A 22,885-nucleotide genomic window follows, 5' to 3' on the forward strand; every position below is an offset into this window, starting at 1 on the left:
TTTGCTACAATATGGAAGTATGAGTTTATAGACAAAGGAGAAATTAAAATGATTGCAGTAAGCGACTTAAGAGCTGGAATGACATTCGAGTTAGATGGAAAATTAATTAAAGTATTAGATGCGAGCCACCATAAACCTGGTAAAGGAAACACAGTTATGCGTATGAAATTGCGCGACGTACGTTCTGGTGCAACTTATGATACAACAATGCGTCCAGATGAAAAAGTGAAAAAAGCGCATATTGATACAAAACCAGTTCAATTTCTTTATGTACAAGATGATATTGCTAACTTCATGGACTTAGAAACTTATGAACAATATGAAGTGCCAACTGAATTGATTCAAGACGAATTAAAATTCATGTTAGAAAACATGGAAGTAAAAATCCAATTCTTTGGTTCAGAAGTGATTGGGCTAGCTGTTCCAACAAGTGTTGTCTTAAAAGTGGTTGAAACGCAACCATCAATTAAAGGCGCAACTGTTACGGGATCAGGTAAACCAGCCACTATGGAAACAGGCTTAGTAGTCAACGTTCCTGACTTTGTTGAAGAAGGCGAGTTATTAGAAATTAACACGCAAGAAGGTACGTATTTAAAGCGTGCTTCAAAATAGAATAACAGGTATGAGAAAAATATTCTCTTGTAACCTTGTTCCTCTTTAATAACAAAGTAAAAAGTTGTGAGAGCCATTTTCGGCTGTCACAACTTTTTTATGTAAATAAACGAAGTGTATTGGGGACCTATTGAACTACCTAACTACTAGCTCATATGATCCCGAATGTTTTTAGGAATCATGACGACTTCTGGTGTTAAGTCTACAGGTCTGAAGTCTCTGTCAATACAAAGCGCCCAATATTCTAGATGTTTCTTGTCTATCCAATGATCAGACGCCTCCACTTCTTGCCCATCTTCACCTTGAATAGAGTACCAGTACAAATATTCGTCTCCATCTAAAGTTTCTCTGAAGATCGTTTCAACATACATTTTTTCTTTTTCCAAAGTCAGTAAGGTTTCTGCCATATTTTCATTTAGAAAAGCGAGCCATTCATCGACCTTTTGGGACATACCCTTTTTTACTCTGAAACGTGTCAATTCGGTTGTTAACATTCATTTTCCTCCTGAGGGTTCTCTAGGTATAAGTATAACAATTGTACGCTTATATATCTTCAATTTTTTGAATGAAGTATCAAAAAAACGCAAGAACCTTAGCTGTTTTACCAGCTAGATCTTGCGTTTTGTTTTTATTTATTTGAAACTATCTTTCATCTATGGCCTATTAGTTATCCATATGTCAAAAAGTGACGTTATTTTTCTGCTTTGACTGTTTGGATAAAACTATGCAAAGGTTCAAGCTTTTGAATTTGTTGATTACATTTTTCACTATCATGACAAATATAGTTGCCACGTTTCGTATAGGTACCGTCTCCAGAAGACTTAATCAAGGACAAGAACATTGAAACCTCAGATGTTTTATGACAGATACTACAGATTCCTTTCGATATTTCTGGTGAAAGGGTACCATAAACGGCTGCTAGCTTGTTTTCTTCATATAAAACAATGTACTTTCTTTGTGTCCCCGCATCATTCCAACCGACATAACTATGATTTCTCAAATCGAGCTCAGACCATTTCGGAAACTTCATTTTTTTAACTTTCCGGAAGGCTTTTGTCAATTGTTGAGTGCTAGGTTCATTGAATGGAATCACTTCATTCTTAAGTGTTTCTAAATACTGATCAGCTTTTGCTTTGGTCAATCGATCGTCTGCGACAAGCGCCATGAATTGAGTGACTTTTTCAGGAACCTCATCAAAGAGTTGGTTGACTAATTCTGTAGTAGAGGCCTGAACAGTCTTTACTGTGTTTTTATCATTTACAGATGAGTAGGTATTAAGTAATACAGAAACTTGATTTTTTATAAAATTATATTGATATGGTTGAATCGTTGGCATAAAAATTTTCCTCTCCAAGTGCCTATCATACATTCAAAATGTTGTTGGAAGGCATTTTTTGACCAACAACATTGATCAAAAAAGTAATTCTTGGGTAGCTAAATACGATACAGTAGTGTATATCATAGCATCACCCCCTTTATGGTGTATTTATTTACTGTATTTTCTTTCAACGGGTAACAAAGCAATTTATTTTATAACAAAATCGGTCAATAGACAAGCTCTGAGCAGTATCTTTTATCAGTTTTCATGAAAAAATAATGGATTTTAGATAAATAGATAGTTGTAGTGAGTAGTTAATAGAAATTAAGATAAGTTTTCAGTTGTCATCGATAAAATAGTTATTATTAATAGAAGTTTTGAAGAAAAACTTTCAGAAAGATTGTAAAGTTAGATAGACAAACGGGTCTAATACACCTATACTTTTAAAGAGATAGAAGAGTTTTTTTCTTTAAAAGGAGGGAGCATGTATGCAAAAATATATCCTTATTTCAAATGATATCCGAAATAAGATTTTGAAAGGTGAATATACCGCAAATCAACAAATTCCTTTTGAAAAAGATTTATGTGTCTACTATAATTCAAGTAAAATGACCGTAAAAAAAGCACTAGATATGTTGGTTACAGAAGGATTAATCATTAAACGACGTGGTTCTGGTACGTTTGTTAAAGACATTGGACCAGATGAATTGGAACGAATGAGTGTAGCGAACCAGTTCAGAGGAACGACTGCTTTAAACCCAGATAAAAAAGTTACGAGTACGATTCTTAATTTTTCTGTGATTCCATGTCCGGAGAATGTCCAAAAGAAATTAAATATTGACGCTGATAGTTTTGTTTACGATATATATCGTGCACGTTATATTGATGGACAGCCTCATGTGATAGAAAAAATGTATATGCCGATTGATTTGATTCCTGGGTTAAAAAAGGTCAATGTAGAGGGATCAATCTATAACTACATCGAAGAGAAGCTTCATTCTGTTATTCAAAGTGCCCACCGAACAATCACTGTTCGCAAAGCAACAGCATTTGAAGCGGAGTATTTAGCACTTCAAGAAGGAGACCCTGTAGCCGTTGCTGATCAAATTGGCTATCTCGATACAGGTGCTGCCTTTGAATATTCAACATCTGTTCATAGATATGATGAATATTCTGTAGAAATTGTCTTAACCAGAGATAATTGAATGAAGAAACAACAAAAAAGACAGAAGCGAACTTCTGTCTTTTTTGTTTGCCTAATTCTTGTGGTTGTGTGGTTAGTACGGTGAATTTCTTAGGCAAGTTGTTCTTTTTTATCGAGTGCTTCTAAAACTAAGAAAGCGGACTCTTCAATAGATTTATGTGTTACATCGATGACAGTTACCCCAAGCTCATCAAATAAATCTTGGGCATACTGTAGCTCTTCGCGGATTCGATCACTGTTTGTATATTTTGATAGTTGGTCAAGCCCTAGTGATTGTAAACGATTTGTTCGAATTTTTTCTAAATTGTCAGGATCACAGGTTAAACCAATAATTTTGTTTGCAGGAACCATTTTCAATTGTTCTGGTAAAGGAACCTCAGGAATTAAGGGCAAATTCGCCACTTTCAAATGTTTGTTTGCTAGATACATGCTAAGAGGTGTTTTGGATGTTCGAGAGACCCCAAGTAACACAAGGTCAGCATCCAAAAAGCCTCGTGGATCTTTACCATCATCAAACTTCACTGCAAATTCTATCGCAGCAATTCTGCTGAAATATTCTTTGTTCAACTGATGAACGACACCAGGTTCGTTTAATGGAGAAATGCCGGTTTGTGCATGAATCATCTCAGTAAATGGTGTCATAATATCAAAGAACTGTAGTCCGGTTCTTTGACAAAACGTGGAGACTGTTTCGACCAGCTCAGGATTGACTAACGTTGTTAAAACAATCGCTTTATCAGATAACGCATCCCTTAAAATTTCGGTCAATTCTTCTTTGTCATTAATAAAAGGGAATCGGTAAGTCGGACTAAATTCAATGGTTGGAAATTGTGCAGTAACAACAGAAACCAACTTTTGATTTGTTTCACCAACGGCATCTGAAATTAAGTATAAGGCAACATTCTTTGTCATAATAATACTCCTATCTGTTCATTTCGGTCGATTTTGCCTGCTGAATAATATAGTCCAACAAACGGGATTTTGTGATTTTCCCAATAACCTTTAAAGGGTCTGCTTCGTTAACAATTGGAAGTGAGTCGACTTGGTACGTATGCAATAAATCGCCGGCTTCTAAGATAGACATGTCTTTTGTACAGGTCTTTACATGAGGAGCTCTCGTCATAACAACAGCGACAGGCGTTTTCTCAATATGGTTACTAAGTGAGGCGCGCAATAAGTCTTTTCTGGATAAGACCCCGACTAGTTCATGTTCTTGGTTGGTGACATAAAGAGAACCAACATCATACATAAATAGCGTGGTAATTGCATCATGAATGCTTGAGTCGTGTGTAATTAATAGGGGTGGAATCATAATCTCAGAGACCTTTGTCGAAAAAGTCTTATCGAAAAATAGCGGTTCAATGGTTTCGCCCACGTACGTATAGCCGACTTTTGGACTTGCTTGGAGAATCCCAACCATCGTCAAAAAGGAAAGGTCAGCTCGTAAAGTTGCACGTGAGATAGACAATTGTTCAGAGATCTTCTCACCACTGACTGGTTGAAATTTTTTCACAACGGAAATAATTTTTTCTTGGCGTTCAGATAAATTCATAAGCCCCCTGCTTTCTTCTATATGTACACATATCTCTTTATTACGTCTCATATTATACCTTAATTCATCAAATATGCAACACAAAAATGTATTGACTTTTAATATGTGTCATATTATATTATTTTTAAGTTAATATGTGTCACATATAAAAGGGAGGATAACACAGATGAATAAATGGGTAGTATCATTTAAAAAAGGAAATGCTGAGCAAGCGACACTACTAGGCGGGAAGGGAGCTAACTTGGCTGAAATGACAGCGATTGGTTTACCTGTACCTCAAGGATTCACGATCACGACAGCAGCATGTTTAGACTATTTAGGCAATCAAAACAAGCTACAGCCAACTATTTCAAAGGAAATTTCTGAAGCGTTAGAGGCGTTGGAGAAGGAGACAGACAAACGATTTGGTGAAAAGAATCATCCTCTGCTAGTTTCTGTGCGTAGTGGAGCGGAAATTTCGATGCCAGGAATGATGGATACAATCTTAAACCTAGGACTAAACGATGAGACAGTCCTTTCTTTGGCGAAAGATAGCGGCGATGAACGGTTTGCTTATGATTGTTATAGACGTCTTTTACAAATGTTTGGGGATGTTGTGTTTGAAATTGACCATCATTTATTTGAAGATCTTTTGACCCAGTTAAAGGATAAATATGCGTTTGAATCGGATAAAGCGGTGACAGCGAAAGGTTGGAAAGAGCTGATTGAAGCATATAAAGGATTGTATCAAACTGTGAAACAGCGTGAGTTTCCTCAAGATGTTAGACAACAGTTGGTATTGGCAGTGGAAGCAGTCTTTAAGAGCTGGAACAATCAACGAGCAAAAACCTATCGTCGGTTGCACGGCATTAGTGATTTATTGGGGACAGCGGTGAATATCCAAGAAATGGTTTTTGGAAATTTCGGGGAGACGTCTGGAACAGGGGTTGTGTTTACGCGCAATCCGGCGACGGGTGAAAAGGGCTTGTATGGCGAATATTTGATGAATGCACAAGGAGAAGATGTCGTGGCAGGAATTCGAACGCCTAAAAATATCAGTGTTTTAGCTGATGAGGTACCAGAAGTTTTTAAAAAATTACAAACTATTTGCGACAAACTGGAAGCGCATTATAAAGAGATGCAGGATATTGAATTTACGGTGGAAAAAGGCCAATTATTTATTTTACAAACGCGCAATGGGAAGCGAACAGAAAAAGCCAAATTAGTGATTGCATTGGATTTGTATAGAGAAGGACTCTTGACTGAACAGGCGCTTATTCAAAAAATTGAAGGCAAGGATTTGGAAGATGCATTACACCCCGCTTTTACAAAAGAAGCAGTAGAGAAAAAAATTAAATGGACTTCAGGACTACCGGCGAGTCCAGGAGCTGCGGTGGGGCAACTTTATTTTTCAGCAGAGCAGGCGGTTGTTGCTCACAAGCGTGGCGAAAAAGTTATTTTATTACGCAATGAAACTTCCCCAGAGGACATCGAAGGTATGGCGATTAGTGAAGCAATTGTTACTTGTCGCGGTGGGATGACCTCACATGCGGCGGTTGTTGCCAGGGGGATGGGGATTTGTTCCGTTGTCGGCTGCGAGTATTTAGTTGTTGATGAGAATCAGAAGACCGCCTCTGTTGAAGGAACAAGGCTTACAGAAGGGGCGTTTCTTTCAGTAGATGGGACAACAGGAGCACTCTACGTAGGCGAGCTTCCTTTAGAAAAAAGTAACACAAAGCTGCCATTAAAAGAGCTGTTCGCTATAACTGACACGCAATCCAAAATTGCTGTTCGAGGGAATGCGGAGACCGAAAAAGACATCCGTATGGCGATGGAACTAGGCGCTACAGGAATTGGTTTGTCACGAACAGAGCATATGTTTTTTGAAAAAAATCGGTTGATGCTCTTCCGTCAATTGATTTTAGCACAGACCTTTGAGGACCGCGTCGTTATCTTGGATAAGCTAAAGGATGTTCAAAAAGAAGACTTCAAACAAATGTATCAAGCAGCAGAAGGGCACCCAATGACCGTTCGTTTGCTCGATCCACCATTACATGAATTTTTGCCGAAGACCGCGGAAGAATATCTTGAAACAGCAGAAATCATTGGCAAATCGGCGACAGAAATTCAGCAAAAATCAGAAGCGTTAGCGGAAGTAAATCCGATGCTAGGATTTCGTGGCGTTCGACTAGGAGTAGCCTATCCAGAGATTTATCAAATGCAGGCAGAAGCAATTATGGAAGCCGCGGTTGAAAGTTATTTTGAGCTGAATAATTGGATGGAGGTCGAAATTATGATTCCATTTACGACGGATGCTCGTGAGTTTAAGCGGATCCGTCAGCTATTAGAGGCGCGTATCCAACAAGTTTTCCATAAATACAATCAACCGGTTCCTTATAGGATTGGAACGATGATTGAGATTCCTCGTGCGTGCCTTTTAGCGGATGAAATTGCCAAACATGCGGATTTTTTTAGTTTTGGCACAAATGATTTAACTCAGATGACTTATGGCCTTTCAAGAGATGACTCGCCGAAGATAATTAGTCAGTATATGACGCAGCAATTAATGAAGAACGATCCTTTCCAAGTGTTAGATGAAAAAGGAGTCGGTGCATTGATGAAGCTAGCGATTGAGAAGGGCCGAAGTGTGAAACCTGACTTGAAAATTGGGATTTGTGGGGAGGCTGCAGCTCATCCTCAATCCATTGAATTTTTAAAAACGTATGCGATTGATTATATTTCATGTTCGCCGTACCGAATCCCGCAAGCTAAGTTACTCTTAGCAAAATAGGAAATAGGGGTAGCTGAAAATCGGTTAATCAGGAAAAGAAATTTCTTGTCGTTCTGTAGCCTAGTTAAAATAAAAATGAGGGATAATTCTACAAATAAGCGCATTACTTTTGACTCTTTTTCCGTTTCGTAAGATGATTAGAGAGTACTAAATCTAAAATTACTGAAGGAGGTTAAAAGCAATGTCAATGGTGTTTGTAAATTTTCCTGTTGCGGATGTAGCAAAATCAACCGAATTCTATGAAAAGTTAGGTTTTAAAAAGAATCAAGAATTCTCAAACGAGACAACAAGCTCTTTGGTTTGGGATGATCATTTTTGGATTATGCTGTTAGATCACGCGTTTTATCGTCAGTTCATTAATGGCAAAAATATAATCGATGCAAAAACAACTAGTGGGACATTAATTGCGATTAGTATGGAAAGCGCTGAAAAGGTCAGGGAATTTGCGAAGAGAGCAGATGAAAACGGTGGCTCCTATTATGCAGTAGATATGGGGATTCCAGAAGACCAAATGTTTAGTCTGGAAGTTCAAGATATAGATGGCAACATGTTGGAAGCTGTTTGGATGAATGGTTATTAGATGATAGTTCATTTACGGCGCTTGTGATTTTGCCCAAGCGTTAGGCAAGTATATAAGCGTATAGAAGAAAAGCCGTGAATGGTTATAAAAAGCATAAAAGCATAAATGATAAGCAGCTGAAGATAGGGGACTGAGACATCACTTGTCAAAAGACAGATGTCTCGGGTCCTCATTTTTACTCTAGCTTTTTATGGGAGGAAAAAAATGGTTCGAATAATTATTTTAGGGTTATTGTTCGTTTTGGTTGGTTGTTCAACAGACAAACAAAAGGTGACAGAATCCTCTGTAGTTAGTGAAACGACTGAGACGACCTCAACTACGAAGTCGACGTCGTCAAAAGAGACATCTCAGACAACTGACGAGAAGTCGACAGAAACACCCTCTACAGAAGAGACCGGCACCGAATTCTTGGCTACGACAGAAACCTCAGAGTGGCGCGCTAAGGTGGGCAGTTTGGTTCCTGCTGTAGAAGCCAGTGATGTGGCAGCTGTGAGACAAATTTTGGGAGATTCCACTTATCCCATCAATGAAATTAATGAAGAGCAAGAGAGTCCTCTGTTAATAGCAACACATCAAAATAACTTTGAGATTGCAAAGCTGTTAATTGATGCTGGAGCAGATGTTAATCAGCAGGATAAAATTCAGGATAGTCCGTATCTTTATGCTGGAGCACAAGGAAGAACAGAGATTTTGGCGTACATGATTGAACATGGTAAGCCAGATCAATCCGTTCGAAATCGTTTTGGGGGCAATGCGTTGATTCCAGCAGCTGAAAAAGGGCATATCGAGAATGTAAAGCTCTTACTTGCAGAGGGGAAAGTCGATATTAATCTACAAAATTATTCGGGGTATACGGCATTAATTGAAGCGATTGCCTTAAGAGATGGCTCACAGGTGTATCAAGATATTGTGAAGCTCTTACTTGACGCTGGTGCGGACAGAACTTTAAAAGATAACTCCGGTCGAACAGCTAGCGACTATGCTCAAGCATTTGGGTATGGCAATATTTATCGAATGCTTCAAGAATAGCCTTTGTTAAAGGAGAAAAACTGTAAACTAAGGATGGGAGAGTGCAAGAATATGGCAGATACATGGATTCGAAATGTGTTGATTGAAACGAATTATTTACAAGAAGACGGATTTACGTATGGGAGTCAAACAAAACCGATTGATATTCAACTGAAAGAGGGAAAGGTAACCAAGATACAGAATTATCAATCTGATAAAAAGTATGCGTCTGAGATAGACGGTAAAGGGTTGCTTATTTTACCAACACTGAAAGAAATGCATTGTCATTTAGACAAAAGTAAGCTTGGGGTTCCATGGCGACCAGTGACACCTGCCAAAAATTTGGTGGAACGATTTACTAGCGAGGTAGTCGAACTGGATAGCTTGGACTTATCAATTGAAGCTCGTGCGAAGAATTTGATTGATATAGAATTAGCCAATGGCGTCACCTTTTTTCGTTCACATATTGACGTTCATCCAGCAGTTGGCCAACGTTATTTGGAAGGTGTGCAACGAGCCATCTCTGAGTATAATCAGCAATTTGATTATGAATTGATTGCTTTTCCTCAGCACGGATTACTTCGTTCGAATGCTTACAAAGAGGTCGATACTGCATTAAAAAATGGCGCGACTCTTATTGGTGGTGTGGATCCATATACATTGGATGGGGATGTTGAAAAATCGTTAGCCCAAACCTTTGAATTAGCGGTGAAGCATCAAGTGCCTATCGATATTCATGTTCATGATCGATTTGAAGCCGGAAGAGCAACGTTTAAAACGTTACTTGAGTACACCAAACAAACGTACTGGCAAGGTAAGGTTTTTGTGAGCCATGCGTTTGGTTTAAACGATTTTACAGGGGAAGAACGGGAAAAAATGTATGCGGATTTGGCTAAAGAACAGATTGGCATCATTTCTAGCGTGCCAATTAATGGCGTTGTTCCACCACTAATAGAATTACAACAAGCAGGCGTTCAAGTGGCACTGGGGTGTGATAATGTCTATGACTCTTGGTCCCCTTATGGAACAGGAAATATACTGGAAAAGTTAAATCGTTATGGTGAAGTTTTTAATAGGAAGACACAAGAAGAGTTGACAGCCTCTCTTGGTCTAATCACAGGTGGGCGACAAACGCTCTCAAATGAGGGAGATAAATTATGGCTACAAGAAGGAGACGTGGCTAGTTTTCTTTTGACGAAGGCTTCTTGTGCAGCCGAGTTTGTGGCGAGACAAAACGCAGTTGAAGCAAGCTTTTATCGTGGGAAAAACACATTTAATAGATAGTGTTATTTTTTCTAAAATCTCCTGAATAAAAATTGAAATCCTCTTTTGAGTATGGTACGCTTTTTTTCAGGAGATGATTAGGTATGAAAATTGGAATCGTAAAAGAGCAAAAAAACAATGAAAATCGTGTAGGAATTACACCAAGTGGAGTCGTCCACTTATGTAAAGCGGGCCATCAACTATTTGTTGAAGAAGGTGCTGGACTAGGTTCAGGCTTTACAGATGCGCAATATAAAGAAGCGGGAGCTACAATCAGCTCAACAGATGCGACTTGGGCTTGTGACATGGTGATAAAAGTCAAAGAGCCTTTATCAAGTGAATATCATTATTTACGTGAAGGACTTATTTTATACACGTATTTCCATCTGGCAGCAAACAAAGAGCTTGCTGAAAAATTAGTTGAAACTAAAGTGACAGCTGTTGCTTATGAAACCATGCAAGACGTGGATGGCTCATTACCGTTACTGGCACCAATGAGTGAAGTGGCTGGCCGAATGGGTGTCATTGCAGGTATGCAATTTTTACAAAAACAATACGGTGGGAAAGGCTTAATCTTAAGTGGCGTTCCAGGTGTTGCAAAAGGGAAAGTTGTGATTATTGGTGGTGGCGTTGTCGGGATTAATGCCGCGAAAATGGCTCTAGGATTAGGCGCACACGTGACCCTTCTTGACGTAAACAAAAAAGTTTTAGAAAAAATTGATGATTTATTCGGCGGTCAAGTCGAAACTTTATTCTCGAATGAAAAAAATATTGATGAGGTTGTCTCAGCAGCAGATTTAGTTGTTGGAGCCGTTCTTCTTCCAGGAGCCAAGGCACCAACGATTGTGACAGAAGAAACCATCAAAAAAATGGCGCCAGGATCAGTCTTGGTTGATATTCCAATTGACCAAGGAGGAATTTTTGCGACCTCTACACGCGCTACAACGCTAGAAGATCCTGTGTATACAACGCACGGAGTTATTAACTACACCGTGGCCAATATTCCAGGAGCTGTTCCTAAGACCTCTACGGAAGCTTTGACAAGTGTAACGATTCCTTATGCAACTGAAATTTTGCCATTTTTAGAAGGCAAAGAAGTTCGCCATGAAGGAATGATTCGTTCAGGCTTAAACACGATTGATGGGAAAGTAGTCAATCAAGCAGTTGCTGAAAGTCTTGATTTGCCATACCATGAGTGGAAATAAGAGCATTCGAAAAAATATGAACTAGCTGTATAACTTATAGAGACTGAATAAGATTTTTTAATTAAACTCGCATGAAACTGGCTCAATCAGCTAGTCTCATGCGAGTTTTTCTTAATCAATTTGCTTATCATGTCAGTTTATACTTATGAGAATTACTCGATAATTCGTCCAAATTGATGACCACATCGGCTTGTTCCCATATTATTTTATTGTGTGTGGCAATAACGATTATCCTGGTGTCTGTTCGTAGTGATAATAACAAGGCCATAATTTCTAAGCTGTTAGTCGGGTCGAGAGCTGCTGTGAGTTCGTCGGCCAAGATTAGAGGTGGATCTTTTATAATTACTTTAGCAAGAGCTACACGCTGCGCCTCACCTCCAGAAAGAGTGAAAATTCGTTGTTTTAAGTTTATATAAGAAAGGCTTACTTTTTCTAAAGCCTAATATTGGAGAAGCTTTTCTTCCTGCGAATCCCAAATCCAAATTTTCTTGGATAGTTTGGCCGTCCAATAGGCTAAAATTTTGAAATAAATGGCCTAATTCTTCGTGGGAAAATTTTGGAGAGGGACTATCTACCAAGGAGACAGTATTATAATAAACCACCTCCTCATCAAATGTTTCAAGGTGACTTAAGATATTTAGAAGAGTGGTTTTTCCACTATCACTCATCCTAGTTATCACATAGATTTTCCTGGTTTAAATAGAAGGTTTAGGTTTTCTAAAAGTGTACGTTGTTCCAACTTTTTTACTTACATTTATTTTTTTGAGTCCTTAAGCTCGTATGTATCGTTTGGAATGTATATTAGTTAAGTCACCATGTACCTAGATTATCTAGTAAATTATGAAAATAGTTTGTTGTTTTTTGAATCAGTAAGCTGAGACAAAGGTTCTTTCTGAATCTATTCATGTTTTTTGTCTGCGAAAGGATATTGTTTTCAGAGTTTTATTCAAAGTTCTAGAGCAAACGTAACACTTTGGGAGCACTTTATCAGATAGAGGTGGCCTTTCACCATTAAATGAAGATATGGGATAATTTCCAGATAGATAGATTTGGACTTATAAGGTGAACTTTCTATGAGAATCAGTACCTTATTTCGAGAAATATATCACAGATCAAAAAACAGGCAGTTTTTTTGATTTATGAATAGTTAAGTTTTACTTAAGTTCTTATAGAAAATTCACAGTGTTTTTATTATCGTTTAATAAAACTACGAGACAATACCCTTCGAGACATTTTTTTAAATCCGAACATTTATCCACTTAGTTCTAAAAAAAATCAGGCATTTTTTTTAGAAAATTCGATAAAGATGGTATACTGTGTATGGATGAAAAATAAATATTTTGGAGGCTAACTCATGATAGAAGTTATCGACTTAAAGAAAGTATTCGATAATGGATTTGAAGCACTAAAATCAGTGAACTTTACTATTGAGAAAGGAGATCTCGTTTGTTTATTAGGTCCAAGTGGTTGCGGAAAATCAACAATCTTGAATCTAATTTCGGGACTATTAACCCCATCAGCTGGAGATATTCGTTTTGCTGGCGAGTCGGTTGTTGATACGGAGCCCAAAAATAGAAATATCGGATTTGTTTTTCAAAATTATGCACTATACCCACATATGACGGTTGAAGAAAATATTATGTTTCCTTTAACAGTCGGCGCAAAGAAAATTTCAAAAGTAGAAGCTCGAGAAATCGCCAAAGAGTACATGGCACTAACCAATATTGAAGAATTAAAAAATAAAAAACCAGGAACGTTATCTGGAGGACAACAACAGCGTGTGGCGATTACCCGTGCGCTTGTTCAAAAACCAGAAGTTCTTTTATTAGATGAGCCATTAAGTAACTTGGATGCTCGCCTCCGTTTGAAGATTCGTGAAGAAATTCGGCGTTTAGTTAAAGAAGTTGGTATCACGACCATCTTTGTTACCCATGACCAAGAAGAGGCTTTATCAATCAGTGATAAGATTATTTTGTTAAATGAAGGAATTATTCAGCAAGACGATGATCCGCAAAATTTGTATCTGGAGCCAAACAATTTGTTTGTGGCAGAATTTATCGGTAACCCAATCATCAACATTTTACCGGTTGAAGTAAAAAATGGGGTTATGCACTATGAATCAGTCACTATTCCAATTTCAAATTTTGATTCTTCTCGTTTTAAAGCAGAGATGCCAGATGGAAACTATCATTTGGGGATTCGTCCAGAAGATGTCTTACCAGCAGAGCCAGGTGTCTTTACCACGAATATTCCTGGGGTTGAATTAATTGGTCGTGAAAGAATTCTGAATTTCCAAGTAGGTGCAAAACGTATGAAATCAATTGTTAGCATTGAAACAGGGATTGAAGAGGGGTCGGTAATGTCATTTGATTTTGCTTACCATAAAACCTTCATATTTAAGGAGAATGGGGAGCGAATCTACTAATGTTTAAAAAGAGGAAGTATAACCCAGAGAATCAACCAAAAGCCTGGTTATTTTTGTTTCCTTCATTAGCAGTGATTTTATTATTCAGCATTTATCCTTTATTCCGTTCATTTTATATGAGCTTTCAGAAGGGATCCTTAATTAATCAAAGCTATGCAGGAGTGGAAAACTATCAAAAGGTTCTGGCAGATCCAGTATTTGCGAAGGCCATGCTAAACACAGCACTTTTTGCGTTTACCGTCGTGCCAATTGCTTTACTTATCTCGTTAGCAATTGCCTGGATTATTTTTGAAAAAATTAAACACAAAGCTTTTTTTGAAACGATTTTCTTTATGCCGTATGTTACAAGTACAATTGCTATCGGGATTGTTTTTCGTTACTTTTTTAATGGTTCTTACGGGATTGTGAACTATATACTGTCGATTTTTGGGATTCCAGCGGTCAACTGGTTGGATAATGTTGACATGAGCATGCCGACCTTGATTATTTTTGGTGTTTGGACGAGTCTAGCCTTTAATATTATTATTTTGTTGGCAGGTTTTAGAAACATTGATCCAGAACACTACAAAATTGCTAGAATGTTTGGTGCAACAGATGGCGAAATTTTCCGCAGAATTACCTTTCCACAGCTAATCCCAACGTTAACTTTTTTATTAACCGTCAATATTATTGGCGCTTTTAAAGTTTACACGCAAGTTTACGCCTTGTTTGCCGGTCAACCAGGAATCGCCAAGAGTGCAACCACCGCCGTGTACTATATCTATGATAAATTCCATGTAGCCGGTCGACCAGGAGTAGCGATGGCAGCGACAGTTATTCTGTTTATTGTTATTTTATTGATTACCTTTATTCAGAACAAATTAGTAAAGAGGGTGGAAAAATAAGATGAAAAAAGTAGTGACAGGAATTGCTTATCTATTTATTATCCTCTTAGGAATCATCACTTTATTTCCATTTATTTATATGATTTTGGCAGGGCTTATGAGTTATAGTGAGGCAACTAGTATTCCACCAACTATGTTTCCAAAAAGCCCACAATGGTCAAATTATACTGAGGTCTTTACAAAAGCCCCGTTCTTACAATATTTTATTAACACAACGGTGGTTTCAGCAATTACGACCATTGCAACTTTAGTGACAGCTGTCTTGGCAGCTTTTGCGCTGACTAATTTACAATTCAAGTATAAGCAGCTTGTGATTGGGCTGATGATTTCTCTGTTGATGGTTCCTTATGAATCAATCATTTTTACCAATTACAATACAATTTCTAAGATGGGCTTGTTGAATACTTATGTTGCCTTGATTATTCCGTTTCTGACGAGTATTTTTTATATTTATTATTTGCACGGGTATCTAAAAGGAATTTCACCAACCTTTTATAAAGCAGCCAAAATTGATGGTGCCTCGGATTTGGAATATATTTGGAAGATTCTTATTCCTATGTCCAAACCAGCATTGGTAACTGTCGGGATTTTGACCTTTATTTCGAGTTGGAATTCATTCTTGTGGCCGCTACTTGTGACCAATGAGAAAAAATATCGTTTGTTAAACAATGGTCTGTCAGCATTTACAACAGAAAGTGGAAGTGATGTCCACTTACAGATGGCTGCGGCAACCTTAACTGTTTTACCAATATTAATTATTTATCTAGTCTTTAGAAAAGAAATCATTCGAGGAGTGGCGAAAAATGGCATCAAAGGGTAAAACAACGTTAACGTTTCATAGTGGAATTTTAACGATTGGTGGAACAGTAATTGAAGTAGCTTACGAAGATTCTCATATCTTCTTCGACTTTGGTACGGAGTTTCGACCAGAACTGAATTTAAAAGATGACAATCTACAGACGCTAATTGACCATCGTTTAGTGCCAGAAATCAAGGATTTATATGATCCTCGCCTAGGGTATGTCTACCAAGGTGAGAATCAAAAAGAATATGCGAACACAGCTGTATTCTTGTCTCATGTTCATTTGGATCATTCGCGTATGGTGAATTACTTAGATCCAAACATTCCTATGTATACTTTAAAAGAATCAAAAGCAATCTTAAATCTTTTGAATCGTGAAGGAGACTTTTTGATTCCTTCTCCTTTTGAGGAAAAGAACTTTACGCGTGAGTTGATTGCTTGTGAAGCCAACGAAGTAGTGACGGTTGGAGATATTTCTGTGGAGTTAGTTCCTGTCGACCATGATGCATATGGCGCTTGCGCGTTATTAATTCAAACCCCGGATCGTTTTATTACGTATACTGGTGATTTGCGTCTACATGGGTATGATCGCGGCCAGACTGTTCAATTGTGTGAAAAAGCGAAATACACAGATGCCTTAATTATGGAAGGGGTTAGCATCAGTTTCCCTGAGCGTGAGGAAGATCCAAAAGAGATTAAGGTTATCAGCGAAGAAGATTTAATCCAACAGCTAATCAAAGTTGTGAATGAGAATCCAGACCGTCAAGTAACCTTCAATGGCTACCCTGCCAATGTGAAACGATTTGAAAAAATTGTTGAGTTGGCGCCTAGAACAGTTGTGTTAGAAGCTTCAATGGCTGCTTTGTTAAAAGAGGTTACTGGGCGATCTGCACATTACTACTATCTTAATGATAGTCCAATTATTCCGGAGTTAGATTCTTCATTGGAGATTTCCTATGAAGGTTTAATTACTGACAACCATCAATACTTGTGGCAGGTGGTTGATCGTTTTACCAATTTACAAGGAGGTGGCGTTTATATTCATAGCGATGCAGCACCATTGGGGGACTTTGATCCTCAATATGCAGTATTTTTGGAAATGTTAGACAAGCAAAAGGTAGAGTTTGTTCGTTTAGCATGTTCAGGACATGCATTTCCAGAAGATTTAGCACAGATTATTGCATGGATTGAGCCAAAGTTACTGATTCCAATCCATACGTTGAAGCCAGAAAAACTGAAAAATCCGTATGGAGATAGGTACTTGCCTACCAGAGGCGAAAAAATTGTTCTTTAAAAATGAAATTACAGGGAGACTAGAAAAAATGAAATTGACTAAACTATCAACTGCCGTATTAGCGGCCGCAACTATTTTTGTTCTAGGGGCGTGTGGAAACAGTAATGATAAAGGGACAACAAAAGATGACGGGAAAATCGTTACAGAAGTAAAAGACGATACGACAATCACTTTCTGGCATGCTATGAATGGCGCTCAAGAAGAAGAGTTGACCAAAGTTGCAAAAGACTTTATGAAAGAAAATCCAAAAATTAAAGTAGAATTGCAAAACCAATCTTCTTATCCAGATTTACAAGCAAAGATTAATTCAACATTACCTTCACCAAAAGATTTACCAACAATCACTCAAGCTTATCCTGGCTGGTTATGGAATGCTTCTCAAGATGATATGTTAGTAGACTTGAAACCTTATATGGATGACAAAACGATTGGTATGGACAAAGAAAATCCAATCAAGCCCGCTTTACTTGAAGGGGCTCAAATTGATGGCGTTCAATATGGGGTGCCGTTTAACAAATCAACTGAAATGTTATTCTATAACAAAGATATGTTAGATAAATATGGGGTAAAAGTTCCAACAACAATGGAAGAATTAAAAGAAGCCTCTAAAACAATTTACGAAAAATCAGGCAAAAAAGTCGTTGGAGTTGGGTTTGATTCACTAAATAACTACTATGTTATTGGGATGAAAAACAAAGGCGAAGAATTTGGTAAAGATACAAAAATTACTAGCGATGCGTCAAAAGAAATCATCAATTACTATGCTGAAGGCGTGAAAGATGGTTACTTCCGTATTGCAGGCTCTGACAAATATTTATCTGGCCCATTTGCCAATGAACAAGTGGCTATGTTTATCGGAAGTATTGCAGGAGAAAGCTTTGTTGCAAAAGATACTGAAGGTAAATTTGTTTATGATGTGGCTCCTCGCCCTGAAAAAATTAACTTACAACAAGGAACAGACGTGTATATGTTCAGTAATGCCTCTAACGAAGAACGTACAGCGGCTTATCTATTCATGAAATATTTGGTTTCACCAGAAGTTCAATTAGACTGGGCAATCACAACAGGTTACATGCCGATTCTAGATTCAGTTATTTCTAGTGACGATTATCAAAAGGCAGAAAATACAAAAATCCCGGCTCATTTAGCAGCTACTACAGAAGACTTATTTACAGTTCCAGTTGCTGAAAATAGTGATGCTGCGTACAATGAAGTTCGTGCGATTATGGAAAATGTCTTATCAAATACTGGTAAAAACACAGACAAAATTATTGAAGATTCTCAAGCACAATTGGAAGATGCTTGGAATCAGTAAGAATTTATTAGGGACGGTTCAAATGAGCACCAACAGTTAGCGATAGACAACCGCTAATCGACAATGATAGTGGCAGGCAAAAGTGATTCACTTTTGTCTAGCCACTTTTTTTGTTAAGATAAAGCAGTAGAGAAATGGGAGTGAAGTAGATGGAAATAAAAATTTTGGCAACCAGCGATATGCATGGGTATATCGAACCAACAAACTATGCAGAAAAAAATAGTGACCTACCTTTTGGGACAGAAAAGATTGCTACATTAATTAAAAATATCAAAAAAAATGCTACGGGTCCGGTCATAATGATTGAAAACGGCGATTTTATTCAAGGCTCTCCCTTGAGTTATTTCCTAGCCAAAAATAAACGAGTGGGTGAACTGACACAGGTTGTTAACGCACTTGGGTATGATGTGGGTGTATTGGGCAACCATGAGTTTAACTATGGATTGTCGTATTTAAAATCAGCAATTGCGAGCTACAATCATCCAGTTCTCGCCGCGAATATCATAAATAAAGAAGGGCAACCAGCCTTTGGAAAAGCTTACGATTTAATCGAAAAAGAAGGGGTGACTATTGCAATCTTAGGCTTAGTCACACAGTATATCCCTCATTGGGAACAGCCGGCTACGGTTAAAGATTTAACATTCAAGAGTATTGTTGAAACGGCAAAGGAATATGTGCCAAAACTAAGAGAACAAGCAGATCTTGTCGTAGTTGCTTATCATGGTGGATTTGAGCGTGATTTAGTGACGGGTGAACCGACAGAACTATTGACAGGTGAAAATGAGGGGTATCAACTTCTTCAAGAGGTATCTGGAATTGATGCACTTGTTACTGGGCATCAACATCGTGAAATTGCAACACATGTTCAGGGCGTACCAGTGGTTCAACCGGGCTATAGGGGAAGTCATTTAGGAGAAATTACCTTAGAGATTGAGCAAACGCAAGAAGGATTTAAAGTCAATGAAAGTAAGGCGGCAATTCTTTCAGTAGAGTCGGTTCAAGTAGATGAAGAAATCAAAAAGTTAATTGCGCCGGCTGGAGAAGAAGTTGAGGTTTGGTTGGATCAGCCTGTTGGGAAAGTCGAAGGCGATATGCATATCACTGACCCTATGGTAGCGAGAATCCACGAACATCCTTATATCGAGTTTATTAATCGCGTACAGATGGCAGCTAGTGGGGCCAAAATATCTGGAACATCCTTGTTTAATAATGAAGGAAAAGGTTTTGGTTCTGTGATCACAATGAGGGATGTGATTACCAATTATATTTATCCGAATACACTGGCTGTCTTAAAAGTGACAGGCGCAGATTTGCGTGCAGCACTTGAACAAACGGCAAACTATTTAATTTTGGATGAAGGAAAGGTTGTTTTTAACCCTGAATTTATTATGCCGAAACCACAGTACTACAACTACGATATGTATGAAGGAATTAACTATACAATTGATATGAGAAACCCTGCTTTTAGCCGTATCACTAAGCTAGAGTTTGAAGGAAAACCCGTGGAGGCGACGGATGAATTGGAAATGGTTATCAATCAATATCGTGCAGTCGGTGGTGGAAACTATGAGATGTTTGAAGCAGGCAAAATTATCCGTGAAATCCAAATTGATATGACGGAACTGATCGCCAATTATTTGAAAGAGCATCCGGTAATTCAAGCCACAACCAATCAAAATTTTACTGTGCTAAGATAACTAAAAGAGTGATGAGTAGAGATAAGTTGATGTATGGGTTAACCGTTAAAAGAGTGCTGTCGAAAAGAGTAGTCTGCTAATCTAGAGCATTTTAAGTTAAATAAGCGCAGAGTAATTGGAAAAAGTGGGTTACTGTTCACGGCTAAATTAAGAAAGGAACACTCGTACATCAGATATTTTCTCAATAAAAATGAAGAATCGCATCCAAAATTTCTTCCACCAAAAAAGTTTATAGTCTGGCCGCAAGCAGCTTGCCAGTTCCACTTGTGTAGGCCCCTCTAGTGGAATGGTATGCGCAGGCCGATAAAAATGAAATGTTTCATTTCATCACATTTTTTTGGCATTAGCCTCTTTGAACCTTGCTCAAAATAAGGAAGGAAATGAAACATTTCCTTTCATTGACGCGCCGAGTACCATTCTACTACTATGATACTTGGTAAGTAGAACTGGCAACCGGCTGTACATACTTGGAAAACAGCCGGTAATTCACCATCTGCCTCTTGAGACTACAGAACTTTTTGGTTCCAGAAATTTCTACTGCTAGATCTCGAACATTTTCAAGAAGAGGCCAACTGGAAGGAGAATTTCTATTCCTAATTTCGTATGGAAATTCGTTTCAAAAGTTCTCCATAGATTGAAATCCGTGGGGAAAAACTAGTCATTTAAGTAAGAAAGGAGGCTGCCTCCGATTTTATGGCACGTAAGATTTGGCATAGTGCTGTGCGCATCCGAAAAAAATCTGGAAAGCATTCAACCAGACGAGTTTCTTGCGTTGTTATCTTAAGAAAACTTAGTGATGCGCGACCACAAAAAAGTCCATTTTAATCGCTTGTTCAGCTATCAGAATATTGAATGTAACGTTCACTTACTAAGGGATTTATAGAAATGTTCAGATAACACGCATCCTTGGTCTGAGAAATTGAAACAGTTGATTACGCAACAAAATGTGGCACACACACAGTTGATTAAACAAGGAGAAAGCTCATTTCTTACGTTTAAGGAGAGCCAACTTTTGCATCACTCGATGAAGTTGTTTTGAAGAAGATTGATGGAAATAAGATGGAGGATAATCACTACTAATTTTTTACTGAGCGCAGTTAAAACAATAGTTCGACTGCCGTTCGTACTAGTTTTCATGGGTGCTCAATGTCGACTCGCCGTTTTCTAATATCTAAGCGAGCGAAGTTTACGCAGCGTGAAATCAAAAATGAAAGTGGCAGGACAGTTCCAGACCATGGAATCTGTGCGCAAGTCCACAATCCATAGCTATTTATAATCCTATTATCGACAGAGGGACCATAGTAGTGAGGCACTCGACCGTGTGGTGGAAGGAATTCTGGCTGCGAGAACTCATTTTTAGTAGTAAAGGCTTAGATATAGGCGTGTTATTTTTTAATTGAGCTGTAAAGAGTTAAAGAACCTTAGATTTTTTCTACTTTTTCTTTTTTTCTCTTGCCTATTCTATAGGTAATTAGGTATGCTTAGGTGAAAGAAATTGAGGTGGCTTATGGAAAAACAGGAGATTGAAAAATTATTAAAAAAATATATTTTACTCGTGGCGTTATTGGTGATTGGAATCATTTACCTATTACCAATTTTAGGAATTGCTAAAACAATCCTTGGTGCGTTTACGAATATTATTCTTGCAGCACTACTCGCCTATGTAATCAATATCGTGATGGTCAAAATTGAGCATCTTTTCGATAAGGTTTCATATAGTTGGGTGAAAAAAATTAAACGTCCGATTAGTTTACTTTTATCGCTGATTATTTTATTGTTTATCATTACAGTATTTATCGGATTAGTCGTTCCAAGTATTATTGATTCACTGAATGTGTTATTCACTTCTTTACCAGGTGTGTTTAAAGAAACACAAGAGTTTTTGATTAATGTCTTTCAAAATAATCCGGAAATCAAACAAACGATTGCTACATTGGAGATTGACTGGAAGAATATTCTACAAAACACGCTGTCCTTCTTGGGTGGTGGTGTCGCAAACTTTGTGGATGTAGCAATTTCAATCATCAGTGCTGTATTGGGGAGCTTGTTTAACTTCTTACTGATTTTAGTCTTTGCTATCTATATTTTATTAGATAAGGAACGTTTTATCCGGGCCTATGAACGGGTGGGGAACTTGTATATTTCTGAGCGTCGAAAACGTCGTCTTGATAAAGTCTTGAAGCTTGTTCATCACACATTTAGCTCTTTTATCGGCGGGCAATGTCTAGAAGCTGTGATTCTAGGAACGCTTTGTGCGATTGGCATGTTGATTCTAAAAATGCCTTACGCAATTATGGTGGGAACTTTGGTCGGTGTTATAAATATTGTTCCAATCGTCGGCGCCTATGTGGGTGGTGCGATTGGGACGTTTATGGTATTTACTGTAAATCCTGTCTTATCGATTGGCTTTTTAGTCTACTTAATTATTTTGCAACAGTTCGAAAGCAATATCATTTATCCAAGAGTCGTGGGCAATTCTGTCGGCTTGCCAGGGATTTTTGTTCTGGCTTCAGTGATGGTTTTTGGAACACTTGCTGGTATACCAGGTATGTTTCTGGGAATCCCGGCAACCGCCTGCGTATATAAGCTAGCGAAAATCTATATTGTCGAAAAAGAACAGAAAAAAGCTGGATTGACTAATTAAGTTGGTCTGAACTAGCAGCTAGCTATTCCACGGAGGCTACTAGAAATTATTAGGGAAACACATACAATTACTGGGGAAAACGCCCAATGATTGTATGTGTTTTTTTCGAGTTAAGCGGCACTTTGGGCTGTTTGGAATGGAAGTAGCAGGCGAGTGATTTAGTCGATAAGTGAAAGCTAATCATCATTGGACAGCTTTGGTCAAAGAGAGTGAATAAATTCTATGTATTCATTTGACATATGAATAAACAATCATATATAATAAACGTATGAACAAATAATCATATGTAGATTGATACATAAATGGAGGGAT

18 protein-coding genes and 1 pseudogene are annotated in these 22,885 nt (G+C 38.0%); 14 read left to right on the forward strand and 5 right to left on the reverse strand.

Annotated elements, in window-relative coordinates; genetic code table 11:
* Positions 1-48: 48 nt before the first annotated feature.
* Positions 49-612, forward strand: a complete 564-nt coding sequence (efp, locus tag IGI37_RS03390; protein WP_438760006.1) for an elongation factor P — start codon at positions 49-51, stop codon at positions 610-612.
* 146 nt (positions 613-758) lie between these two features.
* Here efp and IGI37_RS03395 read toward each other — a convergent pair whose 3' ends face one another.
* Both IGI37_RS03395 and IGI37_RS03400 read right to left on the reverse strand, forming a co-directional pair.
* On the reverse strand, positions 759-1,106 hold the full coding sequence (locus IGI37_RS03395) for a DUF6176 family protein (RefSeq protein ID WP_438760007.1): 348 nt from the start codon (positions 1,104-1,106) through the stop codon (positions 759-761).
* Between the two features lie 197 nt (positions 1,107-1,303).
* Positions 1,304-1,948, reverse strand: a complete 645-nt coding sequence (locus IGI37_RS03400; protein WP_438760009.1) for a FusB/FusC family EF-G-binding protein — start codon at positions 1,946-1,948, stop codon at positions 1,304-1,306.
* Positions 1,949-2,418: 470 nt separating this feature from the next.
* On the opposite strand from IGI37_RS03400, the gene IGI37_RS03405 reads away from it, so the two are divergent.
* Positions 2,419-3,135 carry a GntR family transcriptional regulator gene (locus IGI37_RS03405; protein WP_438760010.1) on the forward strand — a complete coding sequence of 239 codons (717 nt, stop codon included), beginning with the start codon at positions 2,419-2,421 and terminating at the stop codon, positions 3,133-3,135.
* Between the two features lie 89 nt (positions 3,136-3,224).
* Here the strand turns inward: IGI37_RS03405 and IGI37_RS03410 are convergent, their stop codons facing one another.
* Entirely contained in the window at positions 3,225-4,046 is an 822-nt protein-coding gene (locus IGI37_RS03410; RefSeq protein WP_438760011.1) for a pyruvate, water dikinase regulatory protein, read from the reverse strand.
* A gap of 10 nt (positions 4,047-4,056) precedes the next feature.
* On the reverse strand, positions 4,057-4,686 hold the full coding sequence (locus IGI37_RS03415; RefSeq protein ID WP_438760013.1) for a helix-turn-helix transcriptional regulator: 630 nt from the start codon (positions 4,684-4,686) through the stop codon (positions 4,057-4,059).
* A 166-nt stretch (positions 4,687-4,852) separates the two neighbouring features.
* On the opposite strand from IGI37_RS03415, the gene ppdK reads away from it, so the two are divergent.
* The 5 genes from ppdK to ald all read left to right on the forward strand — a co-directional run bounded on the left by ppdK (position 4,853) and on the right by ald (position 11,512).
* A complete protein-coding gene (gene ppdK / locus IGI37_RS03420) occupies positions 4,853-7,456 on the forward strand; it encodes a pyruvate, phosphate dikinase (RefSeq protein ID WP_438760014.1) in 2,604 nt (867 codons plus the stop codon).
* 181 nt (positions 7,457-7,637) lie between these two features.
* The gene (locus IGI37_RS03425) at positions 7,638-8,036 is read left to right on the forward strand and encodes a VOC family protein (RefSeq protein WP_438760016.1); all 399 of its coding nucleotides are present in this window, start codon (positions 7,638-7,640) and stop codon (positions 8,034-8,036) included.
* A gap of 204 nt (positions 8,037-8,240) precedes the next feature.
* Positions 8,241-9,065, forward strand: coding sequence for an ankyrin repeat domain-containing protein (locus IGI37_RS03430; protein ID WP_438760017.1), 825 nt, complete (start codon positions 8,241-8,243; stop codon positions 9,063-9,065).
* A gap of 51 nt (positions 9,066-9,116) precedes the next feature.
* Positions 9,117-10,328 carry an amidohydrolase gene (locus IGI37_RS03435; RefSeq protein WP_438760019.1) on the forward strand — a complete coding sequence of 404 codons (1,212 nt, stop codon included), beginning with the start codon at positions 9,117-9,119 and terminating at the stop codon, positions 10,326-10,328.
* 83 nt (positions 10,329-10,411) lie between these two features.
* Positions 10,412-11,512, forward strand: coding sequence for an alanine dehydrogenase (ald, locus tag IGI37_RS03440; protein WP_438760020.1), 1,101 nt, complete (start codon positions 10,412-10,414; stop codon positions 11,510-11,512).
* Between the two features lie 127 nt (positions 11,513-11,639).
* Here the strand turns inward: ald and IGI37_RS03445 are convergent.
* Positions 11,640-12,251, reverse strand: a pseudogene (locus IGI37_RS03445) (ATP-binding cassette domain-containing protein).
* A 615-nt stretch (positions 12,252-12,866) separates the two neighbouring features.
* Between IGI37_RS03445 and IGI37_RS03450 the strand changes: the two are divergent.
* From IGI37_RS03450 to IGI37_RS03480, 7 genes are all read left to right on the forward strand, one after another.
* Positions 12,867-13,937, forward strand: a complete 1,071-nt coding sequence (locus IGI37_RS03450) for an ABC transporter ATP-binding protein (RefSeq protein ID WP_438760021.1) — start codon at positions 12,867-12,869, stop codon at positions 13,935-13,937.
* Positions 13,937-14,821 carry a carbohydrate ABC transporter permease gene (locus tag IGI37_RS03455; RefSeq protein ID WP_438760023.1) on the forward strand — a complete coding sequence of 295 codons (885 nt, stop codon included), beginning with the start codon at positions 13,937-13,939 and terminating at the stop codon, positions 14,819-14,821. Before IGI37_RS03450 ends, IGI37_RS03455 begins: the two co-directional genes overlap by 1 nt.
* Position 14,822: 1 nt before the next feature.
* A complete protein-coding gene (locus IGI37_RS03460; protein ID WP_438760024.1) occupies positions 14,823-15,641 on the forward strand; it encodes a carbohydrate ABC transporter permease in 819 nt (272 codons plus the stop codon).
* Positions 15,625-16,917 carry an MBL fold metallo-hydrolase gene (locus tag IGI37_RS03465; protein ID WP_438760025.1) on the forward strand — a complete coding sequence of 431 codons (1,293 nt, stop codon included), beginning with the start codon at positions 15,625-15,627 and terminating at the stop codon, positions 16,915-16,917. The genes IGI37_RS03460 and IGI37_RS03465 overlap by 17 nt, the downstream gene beginning before the upstream one ends.
* Positions 16,918-16,945: 28 nt before the next feature.
* Positions 16,946-18,232 carry an extracellular solute-binding protein gene (locus tag IGI37_RS03470; RefSeq protein ID WP_438760027.1) on the forward strand — a complete coding sequence of 429 codons (1,287 nt, stop codon included), beginning with the start codon at positions 16,946-16,948 and terminating at the stop codon, positions 18,230-18,232.
* Positions 18,233-18,381: 149 nt separating this feature from the next.
* Positions 18,382-19,929 carry a bifunctional metallophosphatase/5'-nucleotidase gene (locus IGI37_RS03475; RefSeq protein ID WP_438760028.1) on the forward strand — a complete coding sequence of 516 codons (1,548 nt, stop codon included), beginning with the start codon at positions 18,382-18,384 and terminating at the stop codon, positions 19,927-19,929.
* Positions 19,930-21,436: 1,507 nt separating this feature from the next.
* Complete coding sequence (locus tag IGI37_RS03480) at positions 21,437-22,573, forward strand: AI-2E family transporter (protein ID WP_438760029.1); 1,137 nt, start codon at positions 21,437-21,439, stop codon at positions 22,571-22,573.
* Positions 22,574-22,885 lie beyond the last annotated feature (312 nt).

The organism is Enterococcus sp. AZ194, assembly GCF_051713825.1.
In the GTDB taxonomy this organism is placed as follows: Bacteria; Bacillota; Bacilli; order Lactobacillales; family Enterococcaceae; genus Enterococcus_K.